At 70.1% G+C, this 22,415-nt stretch carries 16 protein-coding genes; 9 read left to right on the plus strand and 7 right to left on the minus strand.

Annotated features, from left to right (window positions below):
* Nucleotide 1: 1 nt before the first annotated feature.
* The 3 genes from ABZ345_RS02250 to ABZ345_RS02260 are packed head-to-tail and all read left to right on the plus strand — an operon-like array spanning nt 2 to nt 1,660.
* Nucleotides 2-1,177, plus strand: coding sequence for a cation:proton antiporter (locus ABZ345_RS02250; protein ID WP_359842040.1), 1,176 nt, complete (start codon nt 2-4; stop codon nt 1,175-1,177).
* Entirely contained in the window at nt 1,174-1,485 is a 312-nt protein-coding gene (locus tag ABZ345_RS02255; protein ID WP_359842042.1) for a hypothetical protein, read from the plus strand. Before ABZ345_RS02250 ends, ABZ345_RS02255 begins: the two co-directional genes overlap by 4 nt.
* Before the next feature lie 10 nt (nt 1,486-1,495).
* Nucleotides 1,496-1,660, plus strand: coding sequence for a hypothetical protein (locus ABZ345_RS02260; RefSeq protein ID WP_359842044.1), 165 nt, complete (start codon nt 1,496-1,498; stop codon nt 1,658-1,660).
* Here ABZ345_RS02260 and ABZ345_RS02265 read toward each other — a convergent pair.
* From ABZ345_RS02265 to ABZ345_RS02275, 3 genes are read right to left on the minus strand one after another with little or no spacing between them, the layout of a single operon-like run.
* Nucleotides 1,642-2,982 (minus strand): carboxyl transferase domain-containing protein, encoded by a 1,341-nt coding sequence (locus ABZ345_RS02265; protein ID WP_359842046.1) that lies wholly within the window; start codon nt 2,980-2,982, stop codon nt 1,642-1,644. The genes ABZ345_RS02260 and ABZ345_RS02265 overlap by 19 nt on opposite strands.
* On the minus strand, nt 2,966-4,372 hold the full coding sequence (locus ABZ345_RS02270; RefSeq protein WP_359842246.1) for an acyl-CoA synthetase: 1,407 nt from the start codon (nt 4,370-4,372) through the stop codon (nt 2,966-2,968). The genes ABZ345_RS02265 and ABZ345_RS02270 overlap by 17 nt, the downstream gene beginning before the upstream one ends.
* A gap of 7 nt (nt 4,373-4,379) precedes the next feature.
* Complete coding sequence (locus ABZ345_RS02275; RefSeq protein ID WP_359842048.1) at nt 4,380-5,882, minus strand: SLC13 family permease; 1,503 nt, start codon at nt 5,880-5,882, stop codon at nt 4,380-4,382.
* 134 nt (nt 5,883-6,016) lie between these two features.
* Here ABZ345_RS02275 and ABZ345_RS02280 point away from each other — a divergent pair, with 134 nt between their 5' ends.
* Nucleotides 6,017-6,745 (plus strand): FadR/GntR family transcriptional regulator, encoded by a 729-nt coding sequence (locus ABZ345_RS02280; RefSeq protein WP_359842050.1) that lies wholly within the window; start codon nt 6,017-6,019, stop codon nt 6,743-6,745.
* Here ABZ345_RS02280 and ABZ345_RS02285 read toward each other — a convergent pair whose 3' ends face one another.
* Nucleotides 6,746-9,718 carry a TIM-barrel domain-containing protein gene (locus ABZ345_RS02285; RefSeq protein ID WP_359842052.1) on the minus strand — a complete coding sequence of 991 codons (2,973 nt, stop codon included), beginning with the start codon at nt 9,716-9,718 and terminating at the stop codon, nt 6,746-6,748.
* 309 nt (nt 9,719-10,027) lie between these two features.
* Between ABZ345_RS02285 and ABZ345_RS02290 the strand changes: the two genes are divergently transcribed.
* The 3 genes from ABZ345_RS02290 (at nt 10,028) to fxsT (ending at nt 16,793) form a co-directional block, all read left to right on the plus strand.
* Nucleotides 10,028-11,527 carry a hypothetical protein gene (locus tag ABZ345_RS02290; protein WP_359842054.1) on the plus strand — a complete coding sequence of 500 codons (1,500 nt, stop codon included), beginning with the start codon at nt 10,028-10,030 and terminating at the stop codon, nt 11,525-11,527.
* A 65-nt stretch (nt 11,528-11,592) separates the two neighbouring features.
* Entirely contained in the window at nt 11,593-12,597 is a 1,005-nt protein-coding gene (locus ABZ345_RS02295) for a MoxR family ATPase (protein ID WP_359842056.1), read from the plus strand.
* A complete protein-coding gene (gene fxsT / locus ABZ345_RS02300) occupies nt 12,594-16,793 on the plus strand; it encodes an FxSxx-COOH system tetratricopeptide repeat protein (protein WP_359842058.1) in 4,200 nt (1,399 codons plus the stop codon). Before ABZ345_RS02295 ends, fxsT begins: the two co-directional genes overlap by 4 nt.
* 2 nt (nt 16,794-16,795) lie before the next feature.
* Here the strand turns inward: fxsT and ABZ345_RS02305 are convergent, their stop codons facing one another.
* The 3 genes from ABZ345_RS02305 to dinB all read right to left on the minus strand — a co-directional run bounded on the left by ABZ345_RS02305 (nt 16,796) and on the right by dinB (nt 20,103).
* Entirely contained in the window at nt 16,796-18,496 is a 1,701-nt protein-coding gene (locus tag ABZ345_RS02305) for an HEXXH motif domain-containing protein (RefSeq protein WP_359842060.1), read from the minus strand.
* Nucleotides 18,493-18,693 carry a hypothetical protein gene (locus tag ABZ345_RS02310; RefSeq protein ID WP_359842062.1) on the minus strand — a complete coding sequence of 67 codons (201 nt, stop codon included), beginning with the start codon at nt 18,691-18,693 and terminating at the stop codon, nt 18,493-18,495. The genes ABZ345_RS02305 and ABZ345_RS02310 overlap by 4 nt, the downstream gene beginning before the upstream one ends.
* Nucleotides 18,694-18,921: 228 nt before the next feature.
* Nucleotides 18,922-20,103, minus strand: a complete 1,182-nt coding sequence (dinB, locus tag ABZ345_RS02315; protein WP_359842064.1) for a DNA polymerase IV — start codon at nt 20,101-20,103, stop codon at nt 18,922-18,924.
* A gap of 155 nt (nt 20,104-20,258) precedes the next feature.
* Between dinB and ABZ345_RS02320 the strand changes: the two genes are divergently transcribed.
* Nucleotides 20,259-20,912 carry a hypothetical protein gene (locus tag ABZ345_RS02320; RefSeq protein WP_359842066.1) on the plus strand — a complete coding sequence of 218 codons (654 nt, stop codon included), beginning with the start codon at nt 20,259-20,261 and terminating at the stop codon, nt 20,910-20,912.
* Nucleotides 20,909-22,414, plus strand: coding sequence for an alpha/beta hydrolase (locus ABZ345_RS02325; protein WP_359842068.1), 1,506 nt, complete (start codon nt 20,909-20,911; stop codon nt 22,412-22,414). The genes ABZ345_RS02320 and ABZ345_RS02325 overlap by 4 nt, the downstream gene beginning before the upstream one ends.
* Nucleotide 22,415: the final 1 nt, after the last annotated feature.

Genomic DNA, 22,415 nt, shown 5'->3' on the forward strand with positions numbered 1-22,415 from the left:
GGTGCACGACACGACGATCGCGCTCATCCAACTGGGTGCGGTCTTCTTCGGCCTGGGCCTGCTGGGCCGGCTCGCCTGGAAGTTCGGCATCTCGCCCATCCCGCTCTACCTCGTCGGCGGTCTGGCGTTCGGCTCCGGCGGCCTCGTCCCGCTGCACGGCATCTCCGAGTTCACGCACCTGGCCAGCGAGATCGGCGTGGTGCTGCTGTTGTTGCTGCTGGGCCTGGAGTACTCGGCGTCCGAACTGACCACCGGCCTGCGCAAGTCGTGGATGGCCGGGTTGCTGGACATCGTGCTGAACGCCGCGCCCGGTGCGATCGTCGCGCTCTTGCTCGGCTGGGGGCCGGTCGGTGCGCTGGCGATGGCCGGTGTCACCTACATCTCGTCGTCCGGCATCGTCGCGAAGGTGCTGGGCGACCTCGGGCGACTGGGCAACCGCGAGACGCCGGTCGTGCTGTCGGTGCTCGTGTTCGAGGACCTGGCGATGGCGGTCTACCTGCCGGTGCTGACCGCGGTGCTGGCGGGGGTGAGCTTCCTCGGCGGGCTCACCTCGGTCGGAATCTCGTTGCTGGCCATCACGGTGGTGCTGGTGGTGGCGCTGAAGTACGGGCGCGTGATCTCGGCCGTTGTGGACAGTCCGGACCACGAGGTGTTCCTGCTCAAGCTCCTCGGCTCGGCGTTGCTCGTCGCCGGTGTCGCCTCGGAACTCCAGGTTTCCGCGGCCGTCGGCGCGTTCCTGCTGGGGATCGCGATCTCCGGCTCCACCGCGGAGAACGCGACCCGGTTGCTCGAGCCTTTGCGCGACCTGTTCGCCGCCATTTTCTTCGTGGTGTTCGGGCTGAACACCGATCCTCGGACGATTCCCCCGGTGTTGCTGATGGCCGTGCTGCTGGCCGTGATCACGACTTTGACGAAGGTGGCCACGGGCTGGTGGGCGGCTCGGCGGCAGGGGATCGGCGCGATGGGCCGGGCTCGCGCGGGTGCCGCGCTGGTGGCTCGGGGCGAGTTCTCGATCGTGATCGCCGGACTTGCCGTCGCCTCGGGCCACGTGAACCAGCAGCTGGCCGCTCTGGCCACCGCCTACGTGCTGCTGATGGCGATCATCGGGCCGATCGCGGCTCGGTTCGTGGAGCCGGTCGGGGAGTTCTTCCTGCGCAGGCGGGTGCCGGCTCGATGAGGGTGCCCGGCTTCCTGCTCGCGTTGCTGCTGGTGCTCGTCGGCACCAGCGCGCGTCAGGACGTCACTTCCACCACTTCGGGATCCGGGCTGAGTGCGTCGGTTTCCGTCGTGCACGTGCTGACGGTGCCGTCGCCGGATGCCTGCTGGGCGTTGTGCCGCGCGGGGGAGGGCTCGCGGCCCTCGCAGAGCCGGGCCGCTGGCAGCGTTTCCGGTGCCTTTCACCTTGATACGACGACTTCAGGTCCCCGGTCGAGCCGGGCGCCGCCGTGTGCGGACGCTCCCGGCTCCCGTACATCCCCGACCTGAGGACTTGAGAATGTCGATCGTCGTACTGGTGTTGCTGCTCGCGTCCGTCATCGCCGGCGTCGGCGCGATGGGAGCGATGGTGGTGAGGAAGGAACCGTTCTACGGCGTGGTCGGCCTCATCACGATCTGCGTGCCGAGCTCGCTGCTGGCGTTCACCTACATCGCCGTCGCCTGATCCGTTGTCTGATCCGGGACCTGGGCGAGCTGGGCGATCCCCAGCTCGACCAGGTCCTGAGGCCGCAACCGCAGCTGGTCCGCGGTGGCGCGCGCCTGGGACGGGTCGCGTTTCAGGATGGCCGTCGCCAGCTCGGGGGAGATCACCGCGAGGTAGCTGTCGGGGGTGACCCACAACCGGTCGGGCGCGGCGAACGCCAGTGCGCCACCGGATCCGCCCTCGCCGATCAGCAACGTCGTCACCCGAACCCGTGCGGACGCGACCGCGGTGAACATGTCCGCGATGGCCGCGCCGACACCCGCCTTCTCGGCGGCCGCGTCGTTGGCGGCACCTGGAGTGTCCACCAGCGTCAGCACGGGAATGCCGAGCCGGTCCGCCAGCCTGACCAGGCGCGCCGCCGTGCGGAACCCGGCCGGGCGCGTGGCCGTGCCGCACTGTGCCGCGTAGGCGATGGTGACGCCTTCGCGGTGTCCGAAGCCGCACAGCACGCCGGGGTCGACGCCACCCGCGCGGTCTCCGCTGATCGGCTCGTGCCAGTCGAAGTAGGCGGCGAGGTAGGCGGCGGCGCGTGGACGGCCTGGGGCGCGGGCGCGTTGCACGGCCTCCCAGCCGGTCGCGGGCAAGGTCGAGGAGCCCAGAGCCGACGGCACCGGGGCGGTCGGGGCGGGCTTCGTGACGAGCCGCAGCCAGCGTTCCAGCCTGGGACGCAGCTCGTCCGGTGGCACGAGCTGGTCGGCCAGACCGGCCGCGAACTGCTGCGTCACCGAGTATCCGGGCGGGCGGACACGGGACCCGGCGAAGCCGACCTGGGCGCCGCGCAGGCCGATCACGACGTCGGCGCCCGCGCCGAGAGTCGCCCAGCCTCCGCCGGTGGTGGGATCGCGCAGGACCGCGATGTGCGGCAGGCCGGCCTCGCGGGTCAGGGTGATCTGACGCGCGATCCGTTGCAGCTGCAGCAAGGCGAGCGTGCCCTCCTGCATGCGGCTGCCACCGGTCATGACCAGTGAGACGACCGGGACGCGCAGCGAGCGCGCCCGTTCGAAGGCCTGCTCGATCCGTTCGCCGGTCCGGGTTCCCAGCGAGCCGCCGAAGAACCCGAACTCGAACGACACCACCACGGCCGTGACGCCGCCGATCTCCGCGACGCCGTAGACGACGGACTCGCGTTCGCCGGTCCGCTCGGCCGCCCGCGCGAGCTGGCCGCCGTAGCCGGGCCAGCCGAGCGGCCCGTCGCCGATGGGCGTGGTCGAGCAGGGCAGCTCGGTGAACGCCGAGGACAGGCGGGCGATCAGCGAGCGCGCGGACTCATGCCCGGAGCGCACGCTTCACGACCTTGCCCATGTCGTTGCGCGGCAACGACTCGACGAACCGCACCAGCCGCGGGCGCTTGTGCGGGGTGAGCAGGCGGGCGACGTGGTCGACGAGGTCGGCGGCCTCTGGGGTGGCGCCGGCCGGCACCACCCAGGCGATGATCCGCTCGCCCAGGTCGTCGTCGGGCTCGCCGGTGACCGCGACCTCGGCGACGGACGGGTGTTCCAGCAGTGCGTTCTCGATCTCGCCCGCGCCGATCTTGTAGCCACCGCTCTTGATGATGTCGGTGGCCTTGCGCCCGACGATCCGGTAGTAGCCGTCGGGGTCACGTGTGCCCACGTCACCGGTGCGGAACCAGCCGTCCGCGAATGCCTCCGCGGTGGCGTCCGGACGGTTCAGGTACTCGGTGAACAGGTTCGGGCCGCGCACCTGGATCTCGCCCACCGCACCGGTTTCCTCCAGCACGGCGCCGTCGTCGCCGACGAGCCGCGCCTCGACGCCGGGCAGCGGCACGCCCACCGCGCCGGGACGACGGTCGCCGTCGGCGCGCACGCTCGTGTTCATCAGCGTCTCGGTCATGCCGTACCGCTCGACCACCCGCTGCCCGGTCGCCGCCGCGATCCGCTCGTGGTCGCGCACCGGCAACGCCGCCGACCCCGACACCAGCAACCGCGCTCCCCGCAACGCCGCGGCCAGCTCGGGGGCGGAGCCGACCTCTTCCGCGACGCGGTGGTACATCGTCGGCACGCCGAACATCATCGTGCCGTCACCAGCGAGCGCGTTGGTAAGCGCAACGGTCGAGAACTTGCCGAGGTGGTGCAGCGTGCCGCCCCGCCGCAACGGCCCGAGCACGCCGAGGATCAACCCGTGCACGTGGAACAACGGCAACGCGTGCACCAGCACGTCTTCCGAAGTCCACTCCCACGCTTCCGCCACTGCGTCCAATGTGGACGTGAGCGCACGGCGTGGCAGCACGACGCCCTTGGGTGCACCCGTGGTGCCCGAGGTGTAGACGATCAACGCCGGAGCCTCGGGACCAGGGGCTGCCAGCGGCTCGGCCGGTCCGTCCGTCAGCGTGACATCCCGGCGTGGCACGGACTGCAGGCCTTCTGGGAGCTGAACCCCTGAGGCCGCGAGGACGTTGGCGGGCGCGCTGTCCGCGACGATGTGGGCGAGCTCGCGTTCGCCGACCTTCGGGTTGAGCGGCACGGCGGGCACCCCGGCGAGCAGGGCGGCGACCACGGCCACGCACGTCTCGATGTCCGGCGTGGCCCAGACAGCCACTCTCGGCAGTCCGACGAGCTGCTGCGCCAGCGTTCCCGCGCAGGACGCCAGCTCGGCGTGAGTCAGCGTGCGGTCGCCGAAGCGGAGAGCGACGCGATCAGAGGACAAGGGGAACATCACGGGCTCACCAGATTCCGGGGACGACGAGGGCGAGCCAGACCAACGGCGGTGCCGCCGCGACCATGATCCCGCCGTAGACCATCAACTGCTTGAAGAACTTGTCGCGGTCCACGTCCTGCGCACCCGCCAGCACCAGCGCGCCGTTGGTGGAGAACGGACTGACGTCGACCACCGTCGCCGACACCGCCAGCGCCGCGATCAGACCGACCGCGCTGACATCTCCGCGCAGCAGGAACGGCACGGCGAGCGGGATGAGCGCGCCCATGATGCCGACCGACGAGGCGAACGCGGACACGATCGCGCCGATGTAGCAGATCAGCAGCGCGGCGATCAGCGGAGCGCCGACGCCCGCGACCGAGTCGCCCGCCCACTTGATCGTGCCCATGGTCTGCAGCACGGCGACGTAGGTGAGGATGCCGCAGATCAGCAGCACGGTCGGCCAGGTGATCTGGGTGATCGCCTGCTTGCTCTGCTCCGGCCACACGACGCTGAGCAGCACCGCCACGGTGATCGCGGCCAGGCCGACGTCGAGGTCGAACACGAGCGCGGCGACGACGAGTGCGGCCAGGCCGGCGAGGGTGGCGATGCGCGGGACGGTCAGCGCGATGCGTTCGTCGGCCGCCACGGAGTCGTCGCTGTCCACGACGCCGCTTGCCGCCACCGTGTCCTGGTTGCCGCTGCTGGTGACCCCGACCCCGCTGCCGCTCCCGACGCTGCTGCTGGCCCCGACACTGCCACCGCCGACTGCGCCGATCCCGCTGCTGCCGCCGCCGACTGTGCCGATCCCGCCGCTGCTGCCGCCGACCCCGCTGACCCCGACGTTGCTGTCGCCGCCCCCATTGGCGCTGCCGTCTCCGCTGTTCCCGCCAGCTCCAGCGAGCGCCCGCACCTCAACCGGCTGCCTGGCGAGCTTCATCCCACCCAGCACCACGAACACCACCGCGGCGATCAGCAGGTTCACCACGAGGCTGGCCAGGAACAGCACGACCTCGTTGCCCGGCAAGCCTTCCTTCGCCACGATGCCGTTCACGATCGTCCCGTAGATGCTGATGGGGGAGAAGCCGCCCGCCTGCGCGCCGTGCACCACCATCACGCCCATGAGGAGTGGGCTGATCTTGTACTTCGCCGCGAACCCCATCGCGATCGGCGCCACGATCGCGACCGCCGCGGGACTGACCGCGCCGATCGCCGTGAGCAGGCCGGTGATCGCGAACATCACCCAGGGCATCAACGCGATCCGGCCGCCGACGAGGCGAATCGCCATGTGCACCAGCCAGTCGGTGGTGCCGTTGGCGCGGGCGATGGCGAACAGGAACGTCACGCCGACCAGCACGACGAACAGCGAGCCGGGGAAGCCCTTGAAGATGTCGTCGGCCTTCATGTCCGCGACCAGCGTGCCGACCCCGAAGGCGGCGGCGAAGGCGAGCGCACCCATGTTGATCGATCTGGTTGTGGCGATGACGAACACCACGACCAGCACGAGTATCGAGATCAGTTCGGGGGACATGCGGGGCTCCCGTCGTTGGGCGGTCCCAGGGTGAGGGGGAGTGGCTAAGTGGCTCAGCCACTTTCCGCCCTGGGTCCACCGGCTGTCAAGAGGTGGCCTAGTGGCTGAGCCACTTGAGCGGATATCCTGGGCTGATGTCAGAGGCACTGCGGCCGATGGTCAAGTCCCGCCTGTACGAGCAGGTGCTCGAACGCCTGCGCGCGTACGTCGCGGAGGCGGGCCTGAAGTCGGGCGACAAGCTCCCGGCCGAACGCGAGCTGGCCGCGAGCCTCGGTGTGAGCCGCGCGTCGGTGAAGCAGGCGATCGTGGTGCTGGAGGTCCAGGGCCTGGTCGACGCACGTCACGGCGGTGGCACCTATCTCGTGCGCGACACCCTCGACGTCGAACCCGTCGAGCAGCTCGTCGAACGCCGCAAGCGCCTCCCGGAGGTACTGGAGGCCCGCGAGGCCCTGGAGACCAAGCTGGCCGAGCTCGCCGCCGAACGCCGCACCGAGGCCGAGCTGGAGGACATCCGCCAGGCCCTCGACTTCATGCGCGAGGAGATCGTCGCCGGCGGCTTCGGCGTGGAAGGCGACCGCCGCTTCCACGCCGCCGTCACCGCCGCCGCCCACAGCTCGTTGCTCGCCGACTTCATGCAGACCATCGCCGGCCAGATCACCGAGAGCCGCACCGAGTCGCTGCGCCAGCCCGGTCGCCCGTACCGGTCGCTGGCGCAGCACACGGCGATCTACGAGGCCATCGCCGCGGGTGACCCGAAGAAGGCGGCGGCCGCCATGCGCAAGCACGTCCGCACGGTCGCGAAAGTCCGCCTTCTCGACTGGGTGCCAGAAGACTCAGAAGACTCAGAAGACTCAGCGGAGTGATCAGCGCAGGTTGATCACCACCCGCCGGCCGGCCTGGATCACGCGGCTGGTCCCGTCGGCGTTGTGCACCACGACCGTCCAGTCGCGCTTGGACTTCGAGTGCACGACCAGAGTCCCGTTGTTCTGGGTGATCCGCGTGCGGCCCTTGTCCTCGTACAGCGTGAACGACCCACGAGCCCCGGCCGTGACGTGCACGGTTAGCGCGTCAACGGGGTTCTGGACATCACCGGACACGTTGCTGGTGCGCTCGACCAGCATCCCGCCCGACCGCAGGAACACCGGCATGGTGTCCCAGCCCGCGCTGACCGTCGCCCAGGTGCCGCCCTGGTAGACGCGGCCGGTGAAGTAGTCGGTCCACTGCCCCGGCGGGAACCAGACCCGCGTCTCACCGACGTCGCCTGGCGTGGTGATCGGCGCGACCAGCATGTCCGATCCCACCATGAACTGGCTGTCCACAGTGGAGTAGGCCTCCGGGCTGTCCGGGTAGTCGAGATAGGCCGGGCGCACCACGGGCACGCCCGTGCGGTTCGCCTGCTCCGCCAACGTGTAGATGTACGGCACTAGACGTTCGCGCAGGTTGAGGAACTTCGTCGCGGAAGCCTGCGCGGCCGGACCGTACTGCCACGGCAGGCGGTCGCTGTGGTTGCTGTGCAGGCGGGTGATCGGCTGGAACGCACCGAGCTGCACCCACCGCGCGTACAGGTCGTCCGGCAGTTTGGCGGTGTACCGGACCTGGCCGTTGTCCAGGTACGTCTCCGACCCGCGCAGGCCGGTGGTGTCGTTGTGCCCGCCGATGTCGTGGCTGATCGACGACATCCCGGTCGACGCCGCCTCGGCCGAGGTGTAGCCGATGGTCCCCTTCATGGCGCCCCACGTCGACGAGGTGTCGCCCGTGAAGTGCAGCGTGGTGCGCTTCTCCGCCCACGGCCCGGTCTGCAGCGGCCCGGACCCGCTGTAGCCGCCCGCCTGCAACGAGCCGAAGCCGCGCGAGAACGCGAACCCGCCGAGCTTCGCGTACTGCTCGTTGATCCACGAGTCCGGCGTGACGCCGCGCAACGACGATCCCGAGCCGTCGCAACACCAGTCGAGCCACCAGAAGTCGGTCGGCATGGGCCGGTGCAGCTCCACGTACGCGCGCAGCTGGTCGGGGTCGCCCCAGTCGAACACGTAGCAGTCCGCGCAGGATCCCTTGGCCAGCTTGCCCTTCGCGGTGGCCTGGGCCTTCGCGAAGTCCGGGTCGGTGCCCTGGATGCTCGGGTGGATGTTGAGCGTGCTGTGCAGTCCCTCGCCGTGCGCCCAGTCCAGGAACCCCTGCGGGTCGGGGAACTTGGCCCTGTCGAACTGCCAGCCGTTCCACGTGTTGCGCGCCTTGAAATCGGTGTCGACCACGAGGACGTCCAGTGGCACACCGTGCTGCCGGAACGCGGGCAGGATCCGGTCGCGGTAGTCGGCGGCGGTCCGGTCGATGTACTCGGAGTACCAGACGCCGTAAGCCCAGCGCGGCAACAACTTCGGCCCGCCGGTCAGCGTCGCCAGGTCCTGCAGTGCGGCCTTGTAGTTCTGGCCGTACCCGAACACGTACCCGTCCTGGTACGGCTGTGCACCACGATCGGCACGAGGTGTGGGGGTGCTTCCGTTGTGGAGCGCGGAACTCGTGTCGTCCAGCAGGTACCAGCCATCGCGGTACAACAGCCCGGGATAGAGCCGCGGGTCGCCGCTGTCGCCGGTGTAGCCGTCCAACGAGCGCCGATAACCGCCGAGCGCCAGGTGTTGCTGGGTCGAGTTGACCCCGATGGTGTCGAGGTTGACGTGGCAGCCGGTGTCCGGGCACGTGACCGCGAGGGTCGAAGTGCCCGCGGGCAAAGGAATCCGCGCTGTCGTCGATGCCCAGGTGGTCCAGTCCGCCGTCACCGGCAACGTCACCGCCTGCCCGTTGAGCAGGATCGTGCGCGGCTCGTGCTTGCCGTCGCCGCCGACACCGTTGGCGTAGCGCAGGTTCACGGTGTACGTGCCCGCGGCCGGAACCCCGCTCAACCGCTGGGCCAGCCCGGCCCCGCCCTTCAGTTCGGCGACGAAGCCGGTGCCCGCGTAGCCGATGTGCTCGTCGGCGATCGTGGCCACGCCGGTGAGAACGCCGTTCTCGGCCTCGCAGGTGGTGCCGAACCTGCAGTCGTCGATCGCCCGCTGGCCGGGATAGGGCTGACCGGCGGTGAGCAGCGCGAGGCTGTCAACGTTGACATTGCCCGAGTCGGCCACGCCTCTGGTCAGCGCGACGCGGTGTTCGCCGGCCGTCAGGTCGACCTCGGCCTCCACGATCTTCCAGTCACGCCAGTCCGCGGTCGCGGGCAACGTGATCTGCCGTGCCCGGCCGTCGACAGCGAGGCTGAGCGTCCGGTTCTCGTGCTTGCCGTCACCGCCCTGCCCGTTCGCGTACCGGACGGCGATCCGGTGCCTGCCGGCCGTGGTCGCGTTGACCGTCGCCGTGACTCCGTTGCCGGAGTAGGAGAATCCGGCGACGAAGCCCGCACCGGTGTGACCGGGATGCTCGGTCGCGACGAGCATCCCCTCCCGCGGCTGGTCCTCGGCTTCGCAGAGCTGCCCGGTCGCACAGACCACCCGCCGCCACGGGGACGCGGTCGTGCCACTGGCTTTCAGCTCGAGGTTGTCCGCCCGGAACGGCCCGGACCCGACGCGATACCGCAAGGTCATCGCCGACGTGGTGATGACCAGCCACCCGTTCTCGACCCGCGAACTGTAGGCCGCACGGGGGAAGGTGCGATTTACAACGTTGTAAGTGCGCGCGTTCTCAAAGCCGCGGTCCGCCGCGTACTCGGTCCGCATCAGGGTGGGGGAGAGGATCTGGAACCTGGCCTGCCCCGACTCGACCGTGCCGGTCGGCTGTGCTGTCGCGGGGGCAGGGGAGACGAGGCTGAGCAGTGCCAGCAGGGGTATGACTGTCGCGCGTTTCCGCATCCGTGCTCCTCGTTGACGCCGTTGGCTTCCGAGGTGTTCAGGTACGTGAATCCCCCTCACCTTGGCCTGCCGGGGTTGAGCGATCAAGAGGCCACTTGGCCCAGAGCGTGCCCGAACAGTGCCCGAACTCCGTGTTCGCGTGAATTCGAGGGCGATTCGATTCCGGTCCGCCATTCGGCTGAAGCGGTGCGGCGGCCGACGGGGGAACGTCGGGAATCTGGGTAATGTACGGCGTTCTCGAAGCGTTGCGGTGACGCCCGGCGATCGCTGTCATACTTCGATCACCGACCTCGAACGGGGAGGCCGCACATGCCGCTCGCGGAGCAGAGCACTGATAGCGGCGCTTTATGGCCCCTGGTCGAAGGCCTGCGACGGATTCCGTGCCTGATGTACCGCAGCGGCCGCAACCTCGTGATGCGGATGGTGTGCGAGGAGCTCGGCGAGCAGCTGCCATTCGAAGAACTCGACCACGCCACCGGTCACCTGTACAGTTTGGCGGAGGTTTGCCGGCGGCATCCGGATGGATTAGCCGCGCTCGTGCTCGTGCTGGAGCGGATTGAGCAACGTTCCAAGCAAATGGCCGCACTGCGGGAGACCGTGCGTGCGATGACGGCCCCCAAGCTGTGGCCGAGCGAGGAAAGTGCCCGGCTTTTCCAGCTCCTCGAAGGGGTCGTGTTGCCGGACATCGCCGAGATCTACCACGTTGTCGTGGGTCTCGCGGCGCCCGGACTGTCCGGGCAGGCCACCTACGTCGATGTTCTGCGCGCGCTGGAATCGTTGAATGCCGATCCGAATGGAATACCGAAACCGCTCGTCTTCGTCGAACATCTCGCCGCCAAGGTGCCGCCCGAACTGGCGGCGGAGCTGAGACGGTGGTCGGACCGGCAGGCGGGGCACCTGGGGCTGTCCGCGGAACTCGTCGCCGTGCGCCGGGAGGCGGCGGAGTCCCGCCGACCGCCCCCGCCGCCCCGGCCGACGGCCTACCTGGTGCTGCAGGTCCAGCGCGAGGGCGCGTCGGGCGAGGGGTACCGGCTGTCGCACTGGCGGCAGCTCGGCCAGGCCGCCGGATGGGCACCCGTGCGCGGTCCCGACGTAGTGGGCGGGCTCGACGTGGTGAAGGCCCGCGTCGCCGCCCTCGTCGAGCAGATGGAAGAGGACTGGGGCCATTACCGCCCGAACATCCGCATCGAGTTCGTGCTGCCGAGCGAGTTCATCAACCTCGACGTCGACCAGTGGCCGTGGGAAACGGACTCGCTCATTCCCGAACCGATCGGATGCCGTTACCCGGTGGTCGTGCGCAGCCTGGAGCGAATGACCCGCCGAAAGTGGTACCGGCTGTGGCACGAACGGTGGGACCAGTTGTGGTCTCAGCTCAGCAAGACGGGCGCGGTCCAGCGCGAATCGGCCTGGTGGGGCAAGCGGGACACCGAGAACGGACTGCGTGAACTCACCTCCGCCCTCGCTCGCACGACGATGCTGGTGTCCTTGGTGCTCAGCGCACCGCCGCGAGTGGAGATGGTCGGGCGGGACGAAGTGGCGGCGGGTTTGCGAGCGGGAGTGCCGCTCATCCTCTGGCATCGCGAGAAATGCGACAACGCCGATTTCAAGGCCATCGTCGAGAGCCTCCTGCACGGCGACGACGATTCGAACGACCTGTTGGAACGAGTTCGGCTGGCCCGGGTCACGGCGTTCGAACTGGGCGCTGTGTCAGGACACGTCGGTGAGAAGCTGACGATTCTCCTGGACGATCCGGTGCGGGTTGTGGTGCCGAGCGATCCGGCACCACCGGAAAGGATGTCGGTGGCGTGAACGCGAATACTGGTCCGGCTTTTTCACCCGGCTCGCCCAGCGGAACCGCTGGCACGGGATGGCAGGTGTACCAGGGCACCGGAGAGGTGACGTCGTCGCCACTGGGCAGGCTGCCGGACGCTCCGCCGTGGCGGAGGTTCAGCGGTTCCGGCGAGGTGTTCCGGCCGACCGGGGACGGGGGAGAGGCCGACCGCCGGATCGGCCTGCCGCGCTCCGTCGGGCGAAAGCCGCACGACCGCGAGGTCCTGATGGTGAACGCCGCGATCTACCTGCGTCGCCCGCTTCTGGTCACCGGCAGCCCGGGAACGGGCAAGTCGTCGCTGGCCTACCTCGTGTCCAGGGAGCTCGGCCTGGGGCCCGTGCTGCGCTGGCCCGTCACGAGCCGCACGGTGCTCAAGGACGGCCTCTACCTCTACGACGCGATCGGGCGGGTGCAGGCGGCGGCGGACCGTTCGGGCAAGACGCCCGCCGAGTCCGACCTCGGTGACTACATCCACCTGGGCCCGCTCGGCACCGCGTTGCTGCCCTACGAACTGCCGAGGGTGCTGCTGATCGACGAGCTGGACAAGGGCGACATCGACCTGCCCAACGACCTCCTCAACGTGTTCGAGGAGGGCGAGTACCACATCCCGGAGCTCGTCCGCTTCGCCGCGAGACAGCCGGACGTGCGCGTGCTGACCGCCGACCGCGGTGGTTCCGCCGTCGTGAAGAACGGCGTCGTGCGGTGCCGTGAGTTCCCGATCGTCATCATCACCAGCAACGGCGAGAGGGAGTTCCCGCCGGCGTTTCTGCGGCGCTGCCTGAAACTGCACGTGCAGCCACCGGACTTCGACCAGCTGGGCGGCATGATCGCGGCGCACTTCGGTGAGGCGGAGGGCATCGACCTCGCGCGGCTGATCGCGGACTTCCTGGAACACAGCGCCCAGCGCGGCGGCCTCGCGTCCGACCAGCTCCTCAACGCGGTGCACCTGGCGACCCAGCTGGCCACCTCCGGCGCGTACCAGCTCGACAGCGACTGGAACGACCTGCTGAACGCGATTTGGCACCCCCTGTCGGCGGAACCTGAATGAACGAAGACCCGGCAGCCGGTCCGTCCGTCTTCCCCCAGCAGTTCGGCGGGGCGAGGCGGGCGGACGACAGGGTGTCCACCGCGGACCTGACGTGTCAGGAGCTGCGTGACGCCCTGTGGCTCGCCGGGAAGCTCCGGCCACCGCAGGACGGACCCGAAGCACCGCGGCCGGACGAGCCACCGCACGAGACCTCGGCGGAAGAGCCACGCGGGGAGAACGAGGAAGTGGACTCCGGCGGGCCGCGGGGTGAGCCCCAGGACCTCGCACCGGGGCCGCCCCGGTCGAGCTCCGAGCCCGGCCCGGCCGCGGGCACCGGCGCCTTCCCGCTCGCCTGGCCCGTGGTCGTGGCGCTGCCGGAGGCACGGGAGATCGCGCGAGCCCTTCGCCCCTTCATGCACACGACGTCATCCCCGTGGCGCACCGTGCTCGACGAGGAGGTCACCGCGGTCCGCGCCGCGCAGGACGGCCTGTGGCTGCCCGAGTGGCGACCGGCACCCTGGCGTCGGTTCGACCTGGCCCTCGTGACCGACGTCGGGCCGTCGATGGACATCTGGCGCCGCACGGCAGCCGAGTTCCTGACGCTGCTGCGGCGGCAGGGCGCGTTTCGCGACGTCCGCCACTACCGGCTCGACAGCTCCGCGACCTCGCCGGGCGACCTGCTGCTCAAGGTCGGCGGCGAGGAGGTCAAGGCGTGGCCGTGGTCCCACCTCGTGGAGCCCTCCGGTCGACGGGTGGTGCTGGTGCTGACCGACGCCATCGGCAAGGCGTGGCGCAACGGCGCAGTGCCGGCGTTGCTGGCCCGATGGGGGCGGACGATGCCCGTGGCGATCGTCCAGGTGCTCGAGCAGCGGCTGTGGCACTGGAGCGCTCTCACGACCCGCCGGGTGCGGTTGTCCGCGAGCAGGGCCGGCGCCGCGAACCGGCACCTGAAGGTCCAGGCCGTCGCGCCTGACGCCGGCATCGGCGCGCACGAGCAGGCGAAGTCGGTTCCCGTCCCGGTGCTGGCGCTGTCCGCGGACTGGATGGCGGGCTGGGCGAAGCTCCTCAACTCCGGCGACGGCGGATGGGTCGAGACGACGGCGACCCTGGTGTCCCCGTCTGCGGAGGACACCGCGCCCGTCCAGCCGAACGGCCGGGAAGGACAACTCACGGCTCGTGAACGCGTGACACGCTTCCGCACGAACGCTTCGGTGGAGGCGTTCGAGCTCGCGGGGCTGCTCGCCGCCACGCCGTTGTCCCTGCCGCTGATGACGCTCGTGCAACGGGTGGTGCTGCCCGGTTCCACCCTGACCACGCTCGCCGAGGTCATGCTCGGTGGGTTGCTCAGGCAGCTGCCCACCGGTGACTCGCCGGACGGCGCCAGGATCGCCTACGACTTCCACGACGGTGTGCGCGACGAGCTCCTCGCCACCGCGAAGCGGTCGGACACCGTCCGGGTCGCCAGGGTGCTCAGCGAGCAGGCCGCCGACGCGCACACGTCGCTGCGGGACCTCAGTGCCGCGCTCGCCGCCCCGGACGAGGCTCCCGTTCCCGAGCTCACCCACGACAACCTGCCGTACCTGAAGGTTCAGGAGAGCCTGCTCCGCGCGTTGTCCGGGCCGTTCGCACGACGGGCGCGGCGACTCGCGGCAGCGCGGACGGAGCTGGAGTCGTCCGCAGCCCACCACACCGCCGTGACGGCCCAGGAACCGCTGGGCCAGCGCCTCGAGACGACCGGCCAGCCGCAGGTGTGGGGACCGGTTCCGCTGCGAAACCCCGACTTCGTCGGTCGCGGGGCGCTCCTGGAGCAGCTGCGCCGCCGTCTGCTCGAACCAGGGGCGACCGCCGTGCTCCCCGAGGCGCTGCACGGAATGGGCGGTGTCGGGAAGTCCCAGACCATGATCGAGTACATCTACCAGCACGCCGCCGAGTACGACGTCGTGTGGTGGATCTCCGCGGAGCACCCGGCCCAGATCACGGCGGGTCTGACGGAGCTGGCCAAGCGGCTCGGCGTACCGGGCTCTTCGGCGGACACGGCGATTCCCGGGGTGCTGGAGGCGTTGCGCACCGGGAAACCCTTCTCCCGCTGGATCCTGGTGTTCGACAACGCCGACCGTCCGGAGACCGTGCGGCCGTTCTTCCCCGGCGGTGTCGGCCACGTCGTCGTGACGTCGCGCAACTCCGAGTGGGCCGGCGTCGCCCGGCCGGTCGAGGTGGACCTGTTCACCCGCGAGGAGAGCATCGAACTGTTGCAGCGCAGGGACTCGCTGTTCCCGCGCGCCGACGCGGACCGGCTCGCGGAGGCACTCGGCGACCTGCCGCTCGCGGTCGAGCAGGCGGCCGCGTGGAGGGCGCAGACCGGCATGCAGGTCGGCGAGTACCTGGAGCTGCTGGAACAGGGCCGCACCGAACTGCTCGAGGTCGGCACCTCGAGCGACTACCAGCTGCCGGTCGCGGCGGCGTGGAACGTGCCGTTGAACCGGCTGAAGAACGACCACCCGGCGGCACTGCAGCTGCTGCAGGTCTGCGCGTTCTTCGGACCGGAACCGATCTCGCGGCGCTGGTTCAGCGGTGTGCGCGGCATGCCCGTGTCCGACGCGCTCGCCGAGGCCTTCGAGGACCCGATCAAGCTCAACCGGGCCGTGCGGGAGATCAGCCGGTACAGCCTGGCGAAGATCGACCACCGCAACAACACCCTGCAGCTGCACCGGTTGGTCCAGGCCGTCCTGAAGAACCGATTGCCGGCCGACGAGCAGCGGGACCTGCGCCACACGGTGCACGTGTTGCTTGCCAACGGCGATCCCGGCGACCCGGAGGACTCGACGAACTGGTCGAGGTACGCCGAAATGCTGCCGCACGCGGCGGTGTCGCGAGCGGTGGAGTGCGGCGACCGGTGGGTGCGGGTGATGATGATCAACCTGGCCGGCTACCTGCTCGCCGGCGGCGACTACGGGGGAGCGCTGGACCTCTCCGAGCAGGCGGTGCAGGAATGGCAGCGCAACCTCGGCCACAGCGACCTCGACACCGTCGAGATGACGCGTCACTACGCGGTCGCCCTGCGCAGGCTCGGCAAGATCGACCAGGCCATGCGGGTCAACGAGCGAAACCTCGAGGTGCTGCGCGAGGCCGTGGGCGAGGACCACGAGACCGTTCTCAGCATGCTCGACACGGTCGCGGCCGACCGGCGTTCCGAGGGCAAGTTCGCGGAGGAGCTCGCGCTGCAGCGGACCGTTCACGCCAGGTCGCGCGTGATCCTCGGCGAGGACGATCCGGCGACGCTCTACTACGCGAGCAACCTCGCGAGCTGCTACCGGTTGATGGGTGACTTCTTCGGGGCGAGGGACCTCGACGAGGAGACCCTCAGGCGCAGGATCGTCGTTCTGGGCAGCGACCACCTGATGACCTACCGGTCGATGAACGCGCTCGCGATGGACCTCCGGGAGTGCGGTGACTACCACGGAGCCGGTGGCCTGCAACAGGAAGCGTTGTCACATCAGCGGGACCTGTTCGGCGCCGACCACCCGTACACGATCGGCGCGACTCGCAACATGGCGGTGACTCTGCGCAAGCTCGGAGACCACGCGGGCGCGGTCGCCCTGTCCAGGGAGTGCGTCGCCACCTACCGCAGCCGGCACGGCGACCGCCACATCGACACCGTGACCTCGCTGACGAGCCTGTCGGTCGACCTGCGGCACATCGGCGACCTGGAGGCGGCGCACGAGGCGGCGCTGACCGCCTGCGAGCTGTTCCGCGAGATCCGCGGGCCCCAGCACCCGTACACGCTGATCGCGGCGATGAACCTGGCCTCCGTGCACAGGATGCTGGAAGCCGCCGAGGAAGCCCGCGACCTCGACGAGGTCGCCGTGCACGGGCTGCGCGCCACGTTCGACAGCGACCACCCGTTCGCTCTCGTGGCCGCCACCAACCTCGCCAGCGACCTCGCCGCGCTCGGCGACCTCACCGGGGCGAGGGCGCTCGACGAGGAGTTGGTGGAGCGGTCGACCAGGGTGCTCGGTGTCGATCACCCGTCGACGCTGGCCGTGGCGCTCAACCTCGCGATGGACCTGCGGCAGGCGGGGGAGGCCGAGGAGTCGCTGATCCTGCACGAGGAGACGGTGGCGGGCTTCCGCAGGGTCCTGGGCGCGCACCACCCCGCGACGATCCTGGCGAGCCAGCACATCAGGGCGACCTGCGACACCGACACCATGGAGCTGTGAGCTCAGGCCCGAGCCAGCCAGGCCGCGAGGTCGAGGGGAGCCGCCGCCACGCCGGTGCGGGCGAGCACCTGCAGGTGCACGGCCCGAACGGTTTCCGGCTGGTCGAGCAGTGCCCGTGAGCCCGCGGCCAGGCCGAGGCCGACCCAGGCGTCGTGGTCCAGCGGCTCTGCCAGGACAAGGCGTTCGTAGGTGGCCGCGGCCGAGTCGAGGTCGCCACCGGCGAACCGCACGTCCGCGGACTCGCCGGAGTCGATGCGGCGGAACGACTCCGGGTCCAGTGCCCGCAGCTTGACCAGAGCCGCGCGGGAGGACTCCGCCTGCTGGGCGACCGGCACGACCTCGCGGCGCACGACGGCAGGGCGGGGACCTCCGAGCGTCCACGCGTCGGCGGCGGCCGTGACGTCGGCGGCGTTCGGCCGGACGTGGTGGATCCGCCAGGTCGCCCGGTGGTCGGCCAGGAGCGTGGTGATGGCGTCCGCGAGATCAGCGGGTACCGAGGCGGGGTCGAGTGCCGCGAGCCGTGCGGAAGACGCCGCCAGGAACCTCGTGCCGAGTTCGGTGAGCTCGGCCGATTCCCTCACAGCGTCGATAGCTTCGCGAACCTGGCGGCAGCGGAACGCGAAGGCGAAGTGGCCACGACGGGCCTGCGCGGGCGGCACGAGACCGCGCTGCACGTCCCAGAACTCCGCGACGCTGGTGAACGCGTAGATGCCGTGCAGAATCCCGCCCAGCGGACGCGGGTCGTCCCGCCACGGCGCATAGAACCAGGTGTGGTCGTCTTCCCGGTGCAGGGACAGGAGATCCATCAGCGCGTTGAGTTTGGAGTGCTGGATCTCGTGCACCATGGCTTCCGCGAGGTCGGTCGCGGATTGCTTGGGGGACAAGGCGACGCCGCCGAACGCGTTCACCGAGGACGCGGCGAACACCGGCGTCTCGGTGGCCAGCGGGATCAACGTCGTCAGCCCGGCCGACAGTTCGGAGGCGTAGTCCGCGTGCCAGCGCGTGAGGATGTCCCAGGCCTCGTCGAGCTGCGTGCACCACTCGTCGAACGCGGCCTCGTCCAGGGGGTTCGGCGGCGCGGGGGCCGAGAACTCCCGGTGCGGGTCCACGTCGTCGAAGGCGACCTCCAGCAACTGGCCCTGTGCTTTCGCGCTGTGCCGCTTGGCGGTGACGAACGAGGCACGGGGGCCGAAGGTGACGTCGCCCGCGGCGATCCGCAGCTCGACCCGGCCGGCCGGAAGGGGCTGCTCGTCCAGTCGCCACTGGCCGACCGTCGGCAGGGTGACGGCGCCCTGTACCACGGGCACCGAGAGCGTGCAGGAGAGTCTACATCGGACAGCCGCGGCAGCTGCAACGGCGTGCAGTGCTTGGACTTCCTCCTGTGCGGGAGCCGCCTCTGCGTAGATGTCGTGCAGGGTGCGAGCCAGCCAGACACCCACAGCGGGGTGCATCAGCAGTTCCTCGACCACCGCGGGCGCCGTGCTCTCGGCGTCGGCGAGCACCGTCCACGCCTCGTCGAGGTCGCCGGCCGCGAACCGCTGTCCCGACATCGACTCGATCAGGGTCTTCAACCTGAGCAGGCGGATGCCGTACTGGCCCCTGCGCAGGAGAGACATGCTCTCATCGTCGGCGGGACCGGCGCAGATCCGGTCGAAGACGTGGTTCGGTACGCGGAGCCGGGCCAGGTCGCCTCTGCCGCTCACCTTTGTTCCTGGATGCCGTCACCCGAGTCGGTGTGGCGGGCCTGTTCGACGGTGCGATGGATCGCGGCGTCCAGGTCCCGCCTGTGCAGGAAACGCAGTTCGGACAGCGAGAACGAGGCGAGGTCGAGCTGCTTCGACAGCAGGTCTGCCCTGGGGTTCACCAACGCGATCGCCTCCCGAGGCCCGGGCGCGTCCACGGCGACGCGGCGAGCGGCAAGGGACGGATGTTCACAGTTTTCATCCTAACCGGAGGTGATCTCCGCAGAGCGCTGGGGGGACCGCCAGGGAACTTCGCGAGTCTAGACCGCCTGCGTCCATCCGGCCCCTGTTTTTGGCGACTTACGGGGCCGTACGGGTGATGTCGCCGCTCTGACCGGCCTGCGGGGTTGTCCCCGCCGGCCCGGCGTCCACAGTGGACTTGCGGGCTAGTCCGGGAGCAGTGGCACCGAGATGCCGGGATCGCGGCCGAGTAGCACGGCCCGCGTCACCGACGAAGAGCCGAACCTGTCCTTCAACCGGTCCGGCGTGGCGTCCAGCGCGCCGGGTGGGCGCTCGTCGAACGGAAGCATCAGCTGAATCGAGTCCTCGTCGCCGAGGTTGGTCAGGGACACGCCCAGCAACGTGATGCCGCGCTCGGTGATCTCCGGCATCGCGGTGACGAGGAGCTGTCGTGCCACGGTCAGCAGCAGCGAGGTGTCGGCCGTCGGGTGGAGCACCGTTTGTGAGCGGGTGGCGCGGGTGAAGTCGGCGAAACGCAGGCGCAGCACGACCGTCCGGCACGCGCGGTGGGCCGTGCGGAGGCGGCGGGTCACGCCGTCGATCAGCGAGGCGAGGATGGGGTCGAGGTCGTGCGGGGTGCGGCCGAGGGCGCGTTGGGAGCCGATCGAGCGGCGGCGTCTGCCTGTCTGCACCGGGCGTGGGTCGCGGTTGTGCGCCAGGGCGTGGAGGTGCCGGCCCGCCGCCTTGCCCAGGAGGGAGACCAGGTCGGTCACGTCGAAGCCGGCTACCTGGCCGACCGTGCGAATGCCGAGGTTGTGCAGTTTGGCCGCCGTCACCTTGCCGACGCCCCACAGTCGTTCCACCGGGAGCGGGTGCAGGAACTCCAGTTCGCCGTCCGCCGGGACGACCAGCAGGCCGTCCGGTTTGGCCACCGCGCTCGCGACCTTCGCCAGGAACTTCGTCCGCGCGACGCCGACCGTGATCGGCAGGCCGACCTGCGAGAGCACCCGTGCGCGCAGGCGTGACGCGATCAGCTCGGGCGGGCCGGCGATCTTGTGCAGGCCGCCGACGTCGAGGAACGCCTCGTCGATGGAGATGCCCTCGACCAGCGGTGTGGTGTCGCGGAAGACCTCGAAGACCGCCTTGCTCGCAGCGGAGTAGGCCGACATGCGGGGCGGTACGACGATCGCGTGAGGACAGAGCCGCAACGCTCGTGCGCCGCCCATCGCCGTGCGGATGCCGAAGGCTTTGGCCTCGTAGCTCGCGGCGAGCACCACGCCGCCGCCCACGATGACCGGGCGGCCGCGCAGGCGCGGGTCGTCCCGTTGCTCGACGGAGGCGTAGAACGCGTCCAGGTCGGCGTGGAGGATGGGCGTGCTCACGAACACATGTTCGCATCCTTCACTCGTTCAGCACAGTGTTCGGCCGGTGATGCCCGGACGCGGCGAGATCCGCCTCCGGCAGGACGACGCACTGGGCCAGACGGGTGTGCGCCGGTAACCGAGCGTCGCGGCGAGGCGATTGGAGGGCAGGAGGGTCCTCAATGACAGCGGACGCGACCGACCACACCACGCGGCCATGGCCGCTGTGGATGTTGCGCTATGTGGGCAGCGACGATCCCGAGGCGTTCGACGACCTGATCTGGTCCGTCGGGGGTTCGCCACCGTGGGGCGGTGTCTCCTACGAGGAGGCCGCCGCGGTCTACGAGTTGCTGGAGGACTATTCGGGACCAGGGCGCGCGTCTGACACCTCCTATGCCGCTGTGCGGAAGTTCCTGGCACCCCGGTCGGCGGCCACGACCGCGCTGGAGATCTTCCGCTGCCTGGACGACGTGCACAGCGACCCCGAGGACTACGAACTCGGCACGGCGAACCGAGGCGTCGAACTCTGCCGCGAGGCCGGGGATCGCGGCGCGGAAGCGACCTTCCTGTCGTTCCAGGCCGGATGGCACGTCCGCGGCGGTGACCACGCGGCCGCCCGGACGCTGACGCTGGCCGCGCTCGAGGTTTACCTGGAGCTGGCCGACGGGGACGAGGTGTACGAGCAGCGGGTCCGGCAGAGCGCGGCGAACGCGATCTCGCTGACGGCGATGGCCGGTGACCTGCCGGGGGCACGTGATCTGTTCACGAGCCTCGCGGAGCTGCTCGACGACGACACGGCCGAAGAACTGCGCAGGTCGCTGAGGAGGGCACGATGATCGAGCAGATCAGGAGCGACCTCGCCGAGGCGATGGCGCGGGAGGAGCTGCGGCCGAGCCTGCGTGCCGAGATGATGCGCTCGGTCCTGCTGTTCGAGGACGTCAAAGAGCGCAGCCGGATCGTCCACGTCGCCATCGGGCTGGTGCCCGACCGGCTCGCCGAGCTCGAGGCGAACGCCACCCCGGAGGTCCGCCGGGTGCTGGACGGCATCTGGCAGTACTGGCGCACGCCGGTCGACATCGTGCCGGACGAGCGCGGCCTGGTGGGGCGAGTCGACGACGCGCTCGTCGTGCACGCCCTATTTGCCTGCCTCAACCCGAACCAGGTTCCCAAGGTGGACGCCCGGCGGATGCTGGTCGAGCTCCTGAGCGACGAGACGATCGCCGCTGTCGACGCGGTCGTCACCGCCATCTGGGAGGGCGTGTTCGACCCCGCCTCCCTGACCCCGCTCGACCCGGCTACGCCGATCTTCGCCCTGGAAGGCGCGCGAGAGTTCCGCTACGACAGCGAGAAGGTCAGGGACCCCGAGACCGAGCCCCGCCTGTACGAGGTCTGGTACGGCACCAACCGCAAGCCGGTGAAGGACGGGTTCGGCGACCAGCGCGACGACTCCGTGCACCACGGGGTCTGCGAGGTCGCGATCCCGAAGGCGCACAAGTTCGGCAGCATCGGCACCGCCTGGTACAAGAGGTGGATCCGGCTCGACTTCGCCGACGACCGCATCAGGGTCCAGGCGCGCAGGCCGCTCGACGGGCCGGACGAGTTCTTCGCCGACCTCCGGGAAGGACTCGCCGACAGCACCGGCAAGCAGGTGCTGTTCTACCTGCACGGCTACAACGTGACGTTCGACGAGGCCGCGATCCGGGCGGCGCAGCTGTTCGCGGACCTCAAGATCGACGGCGCGGCGGCGTTCTTCAGCTGGCCGTCCAAGGCGTCGGTGAAGGACTACTTCGCCGACGTGGCGCGCATCGAGGAGAGCGAACGGGCCATCGCCGACTTCCTCAGCGGCCTGTGCACCGCTCTGGGCGGCGCGACCGTCCACATCATCGCCCACTCGATGGCCAACCGCGGGCTGGCGCGGGCGATCCAGCGGATCACCGCGACGGCGAGCGAGAAGGCGGGCGTCCGCTTCGGACAGATCATCCTCGCGGCGCCGGACATCAGCGTCGGACTGTTCCAGGACCTCGCCGCCGTGTACCCGAAGATCTCCCAGCGCACCACCATGTACGTGTCGGCGCGGGACCGGGCGCTGGGCATGTCGCAGTTCCTGCAGGACGCTCCCCGCGCGGGCTTCACCCCGCCGGTCACCGTGGTGCCGGACATCGACACCATCGAGGTCACGAACATCGACGTGACGATGCTGGGCCACGGCTACTACGCGGCGGCGGAGCCCATTCTGCGTGACATCGACAACCTGCTGAGGCACAACGAGGACCCGGCGCAACGGCTGCGTCTGCAACGAGGCCCGGAGGCGGCGCAGTACTGGGTCATCGGGCAGTGAC

The sequence above is a fragment of the Lentzea sp. NPDC005914 genome (assembly GCF_040629405.1).
Classification (GTDB): domain Bacteria; phylum Actinomycetota; class Actinomycetes; order Mycobacteriales; family Pseudonocardiaceae; genus Lentzea.

What these genes read in the sequence shown, in the direction of transcription:
- ABZ345_RS02255 (WP_359842042.1), top strand. Translation starts at nt 1,174, where the DNA reads ATGAGGGTGCCCGGCTTCCTGCTCGCGTTGCTGCTGGTGCTCGTCGGC.
- ABZ345_RS02260 (WP_359842044.1), top strand. Translation starts at nt 1,496, where the DNA reads ATGTCGATCGTCGTACTGGTGTTGCTGCTCGCGTCCGTCATCGCCGGC.
- ABZ345_RS02270 (WP_359842246.1), bottom strand. Translation starts at nt 4,372, where the DNA reads ATGTTCCCCTTGTCCTCTGATCGCGTCGCTCTCCGCTTCGGCGACCGC.
- ABZ345_RS02275 (WP_359842048.1), bottom strand. Translation starts at nt 5,882, where the DNA reads ATGTCCCCCGAACTGATCTCGATACTCGTGCTGGTCGTGGTGTTCGTC.
- ABZ345_RS02280 (WP_359842050.1), top strand. Translation starts at nt 6,017, where the DNA reads ATGTCAGAGGCACTGCGGCCGATGGTCAAGTCCCGCCTGTACGAGCAG.
- ABZ345_RS02285 (WP_359842052.1), bottom strand. Translation starts at nt 9,718, where the DNA reads ATGCGGAAACGCGCGACAGTCATACCCCTGCTGGCACTGCTCAGCCTC.
- ABZ345_RS02290 (WP_359842054.1), top strand. Translation starts at nt 10,028, where the DNA reads ATGCCGCTCGCGGAGCAGAGCACTGATAGCGGCGCTTTATGGCCCCTG.
- fxsT (WP_359842058.1), top strand. Translation starts at nt 12,594, where the DNA reads ATGAACGAAGACCCGGCAGCCGGTCCGTCCGTCTTCCCCCAGCAGTTC.
- ABZ345_RS02320 (WP_359842066.1), top strand. Translation starts at nt 20,259, where the DNA reads ATGACAGCGGACGCGACCGACCACACCACGCGGCCATGGCCGCTGTGG.
- ABZ345_RS02325 (WP_359842068.1), top strand. Translation starts at nt 20,909, where the DNA reads ATGATCGAGCAGATCAGGAGCGACCTCGCCGAGGCGATGGCGCGGGAG.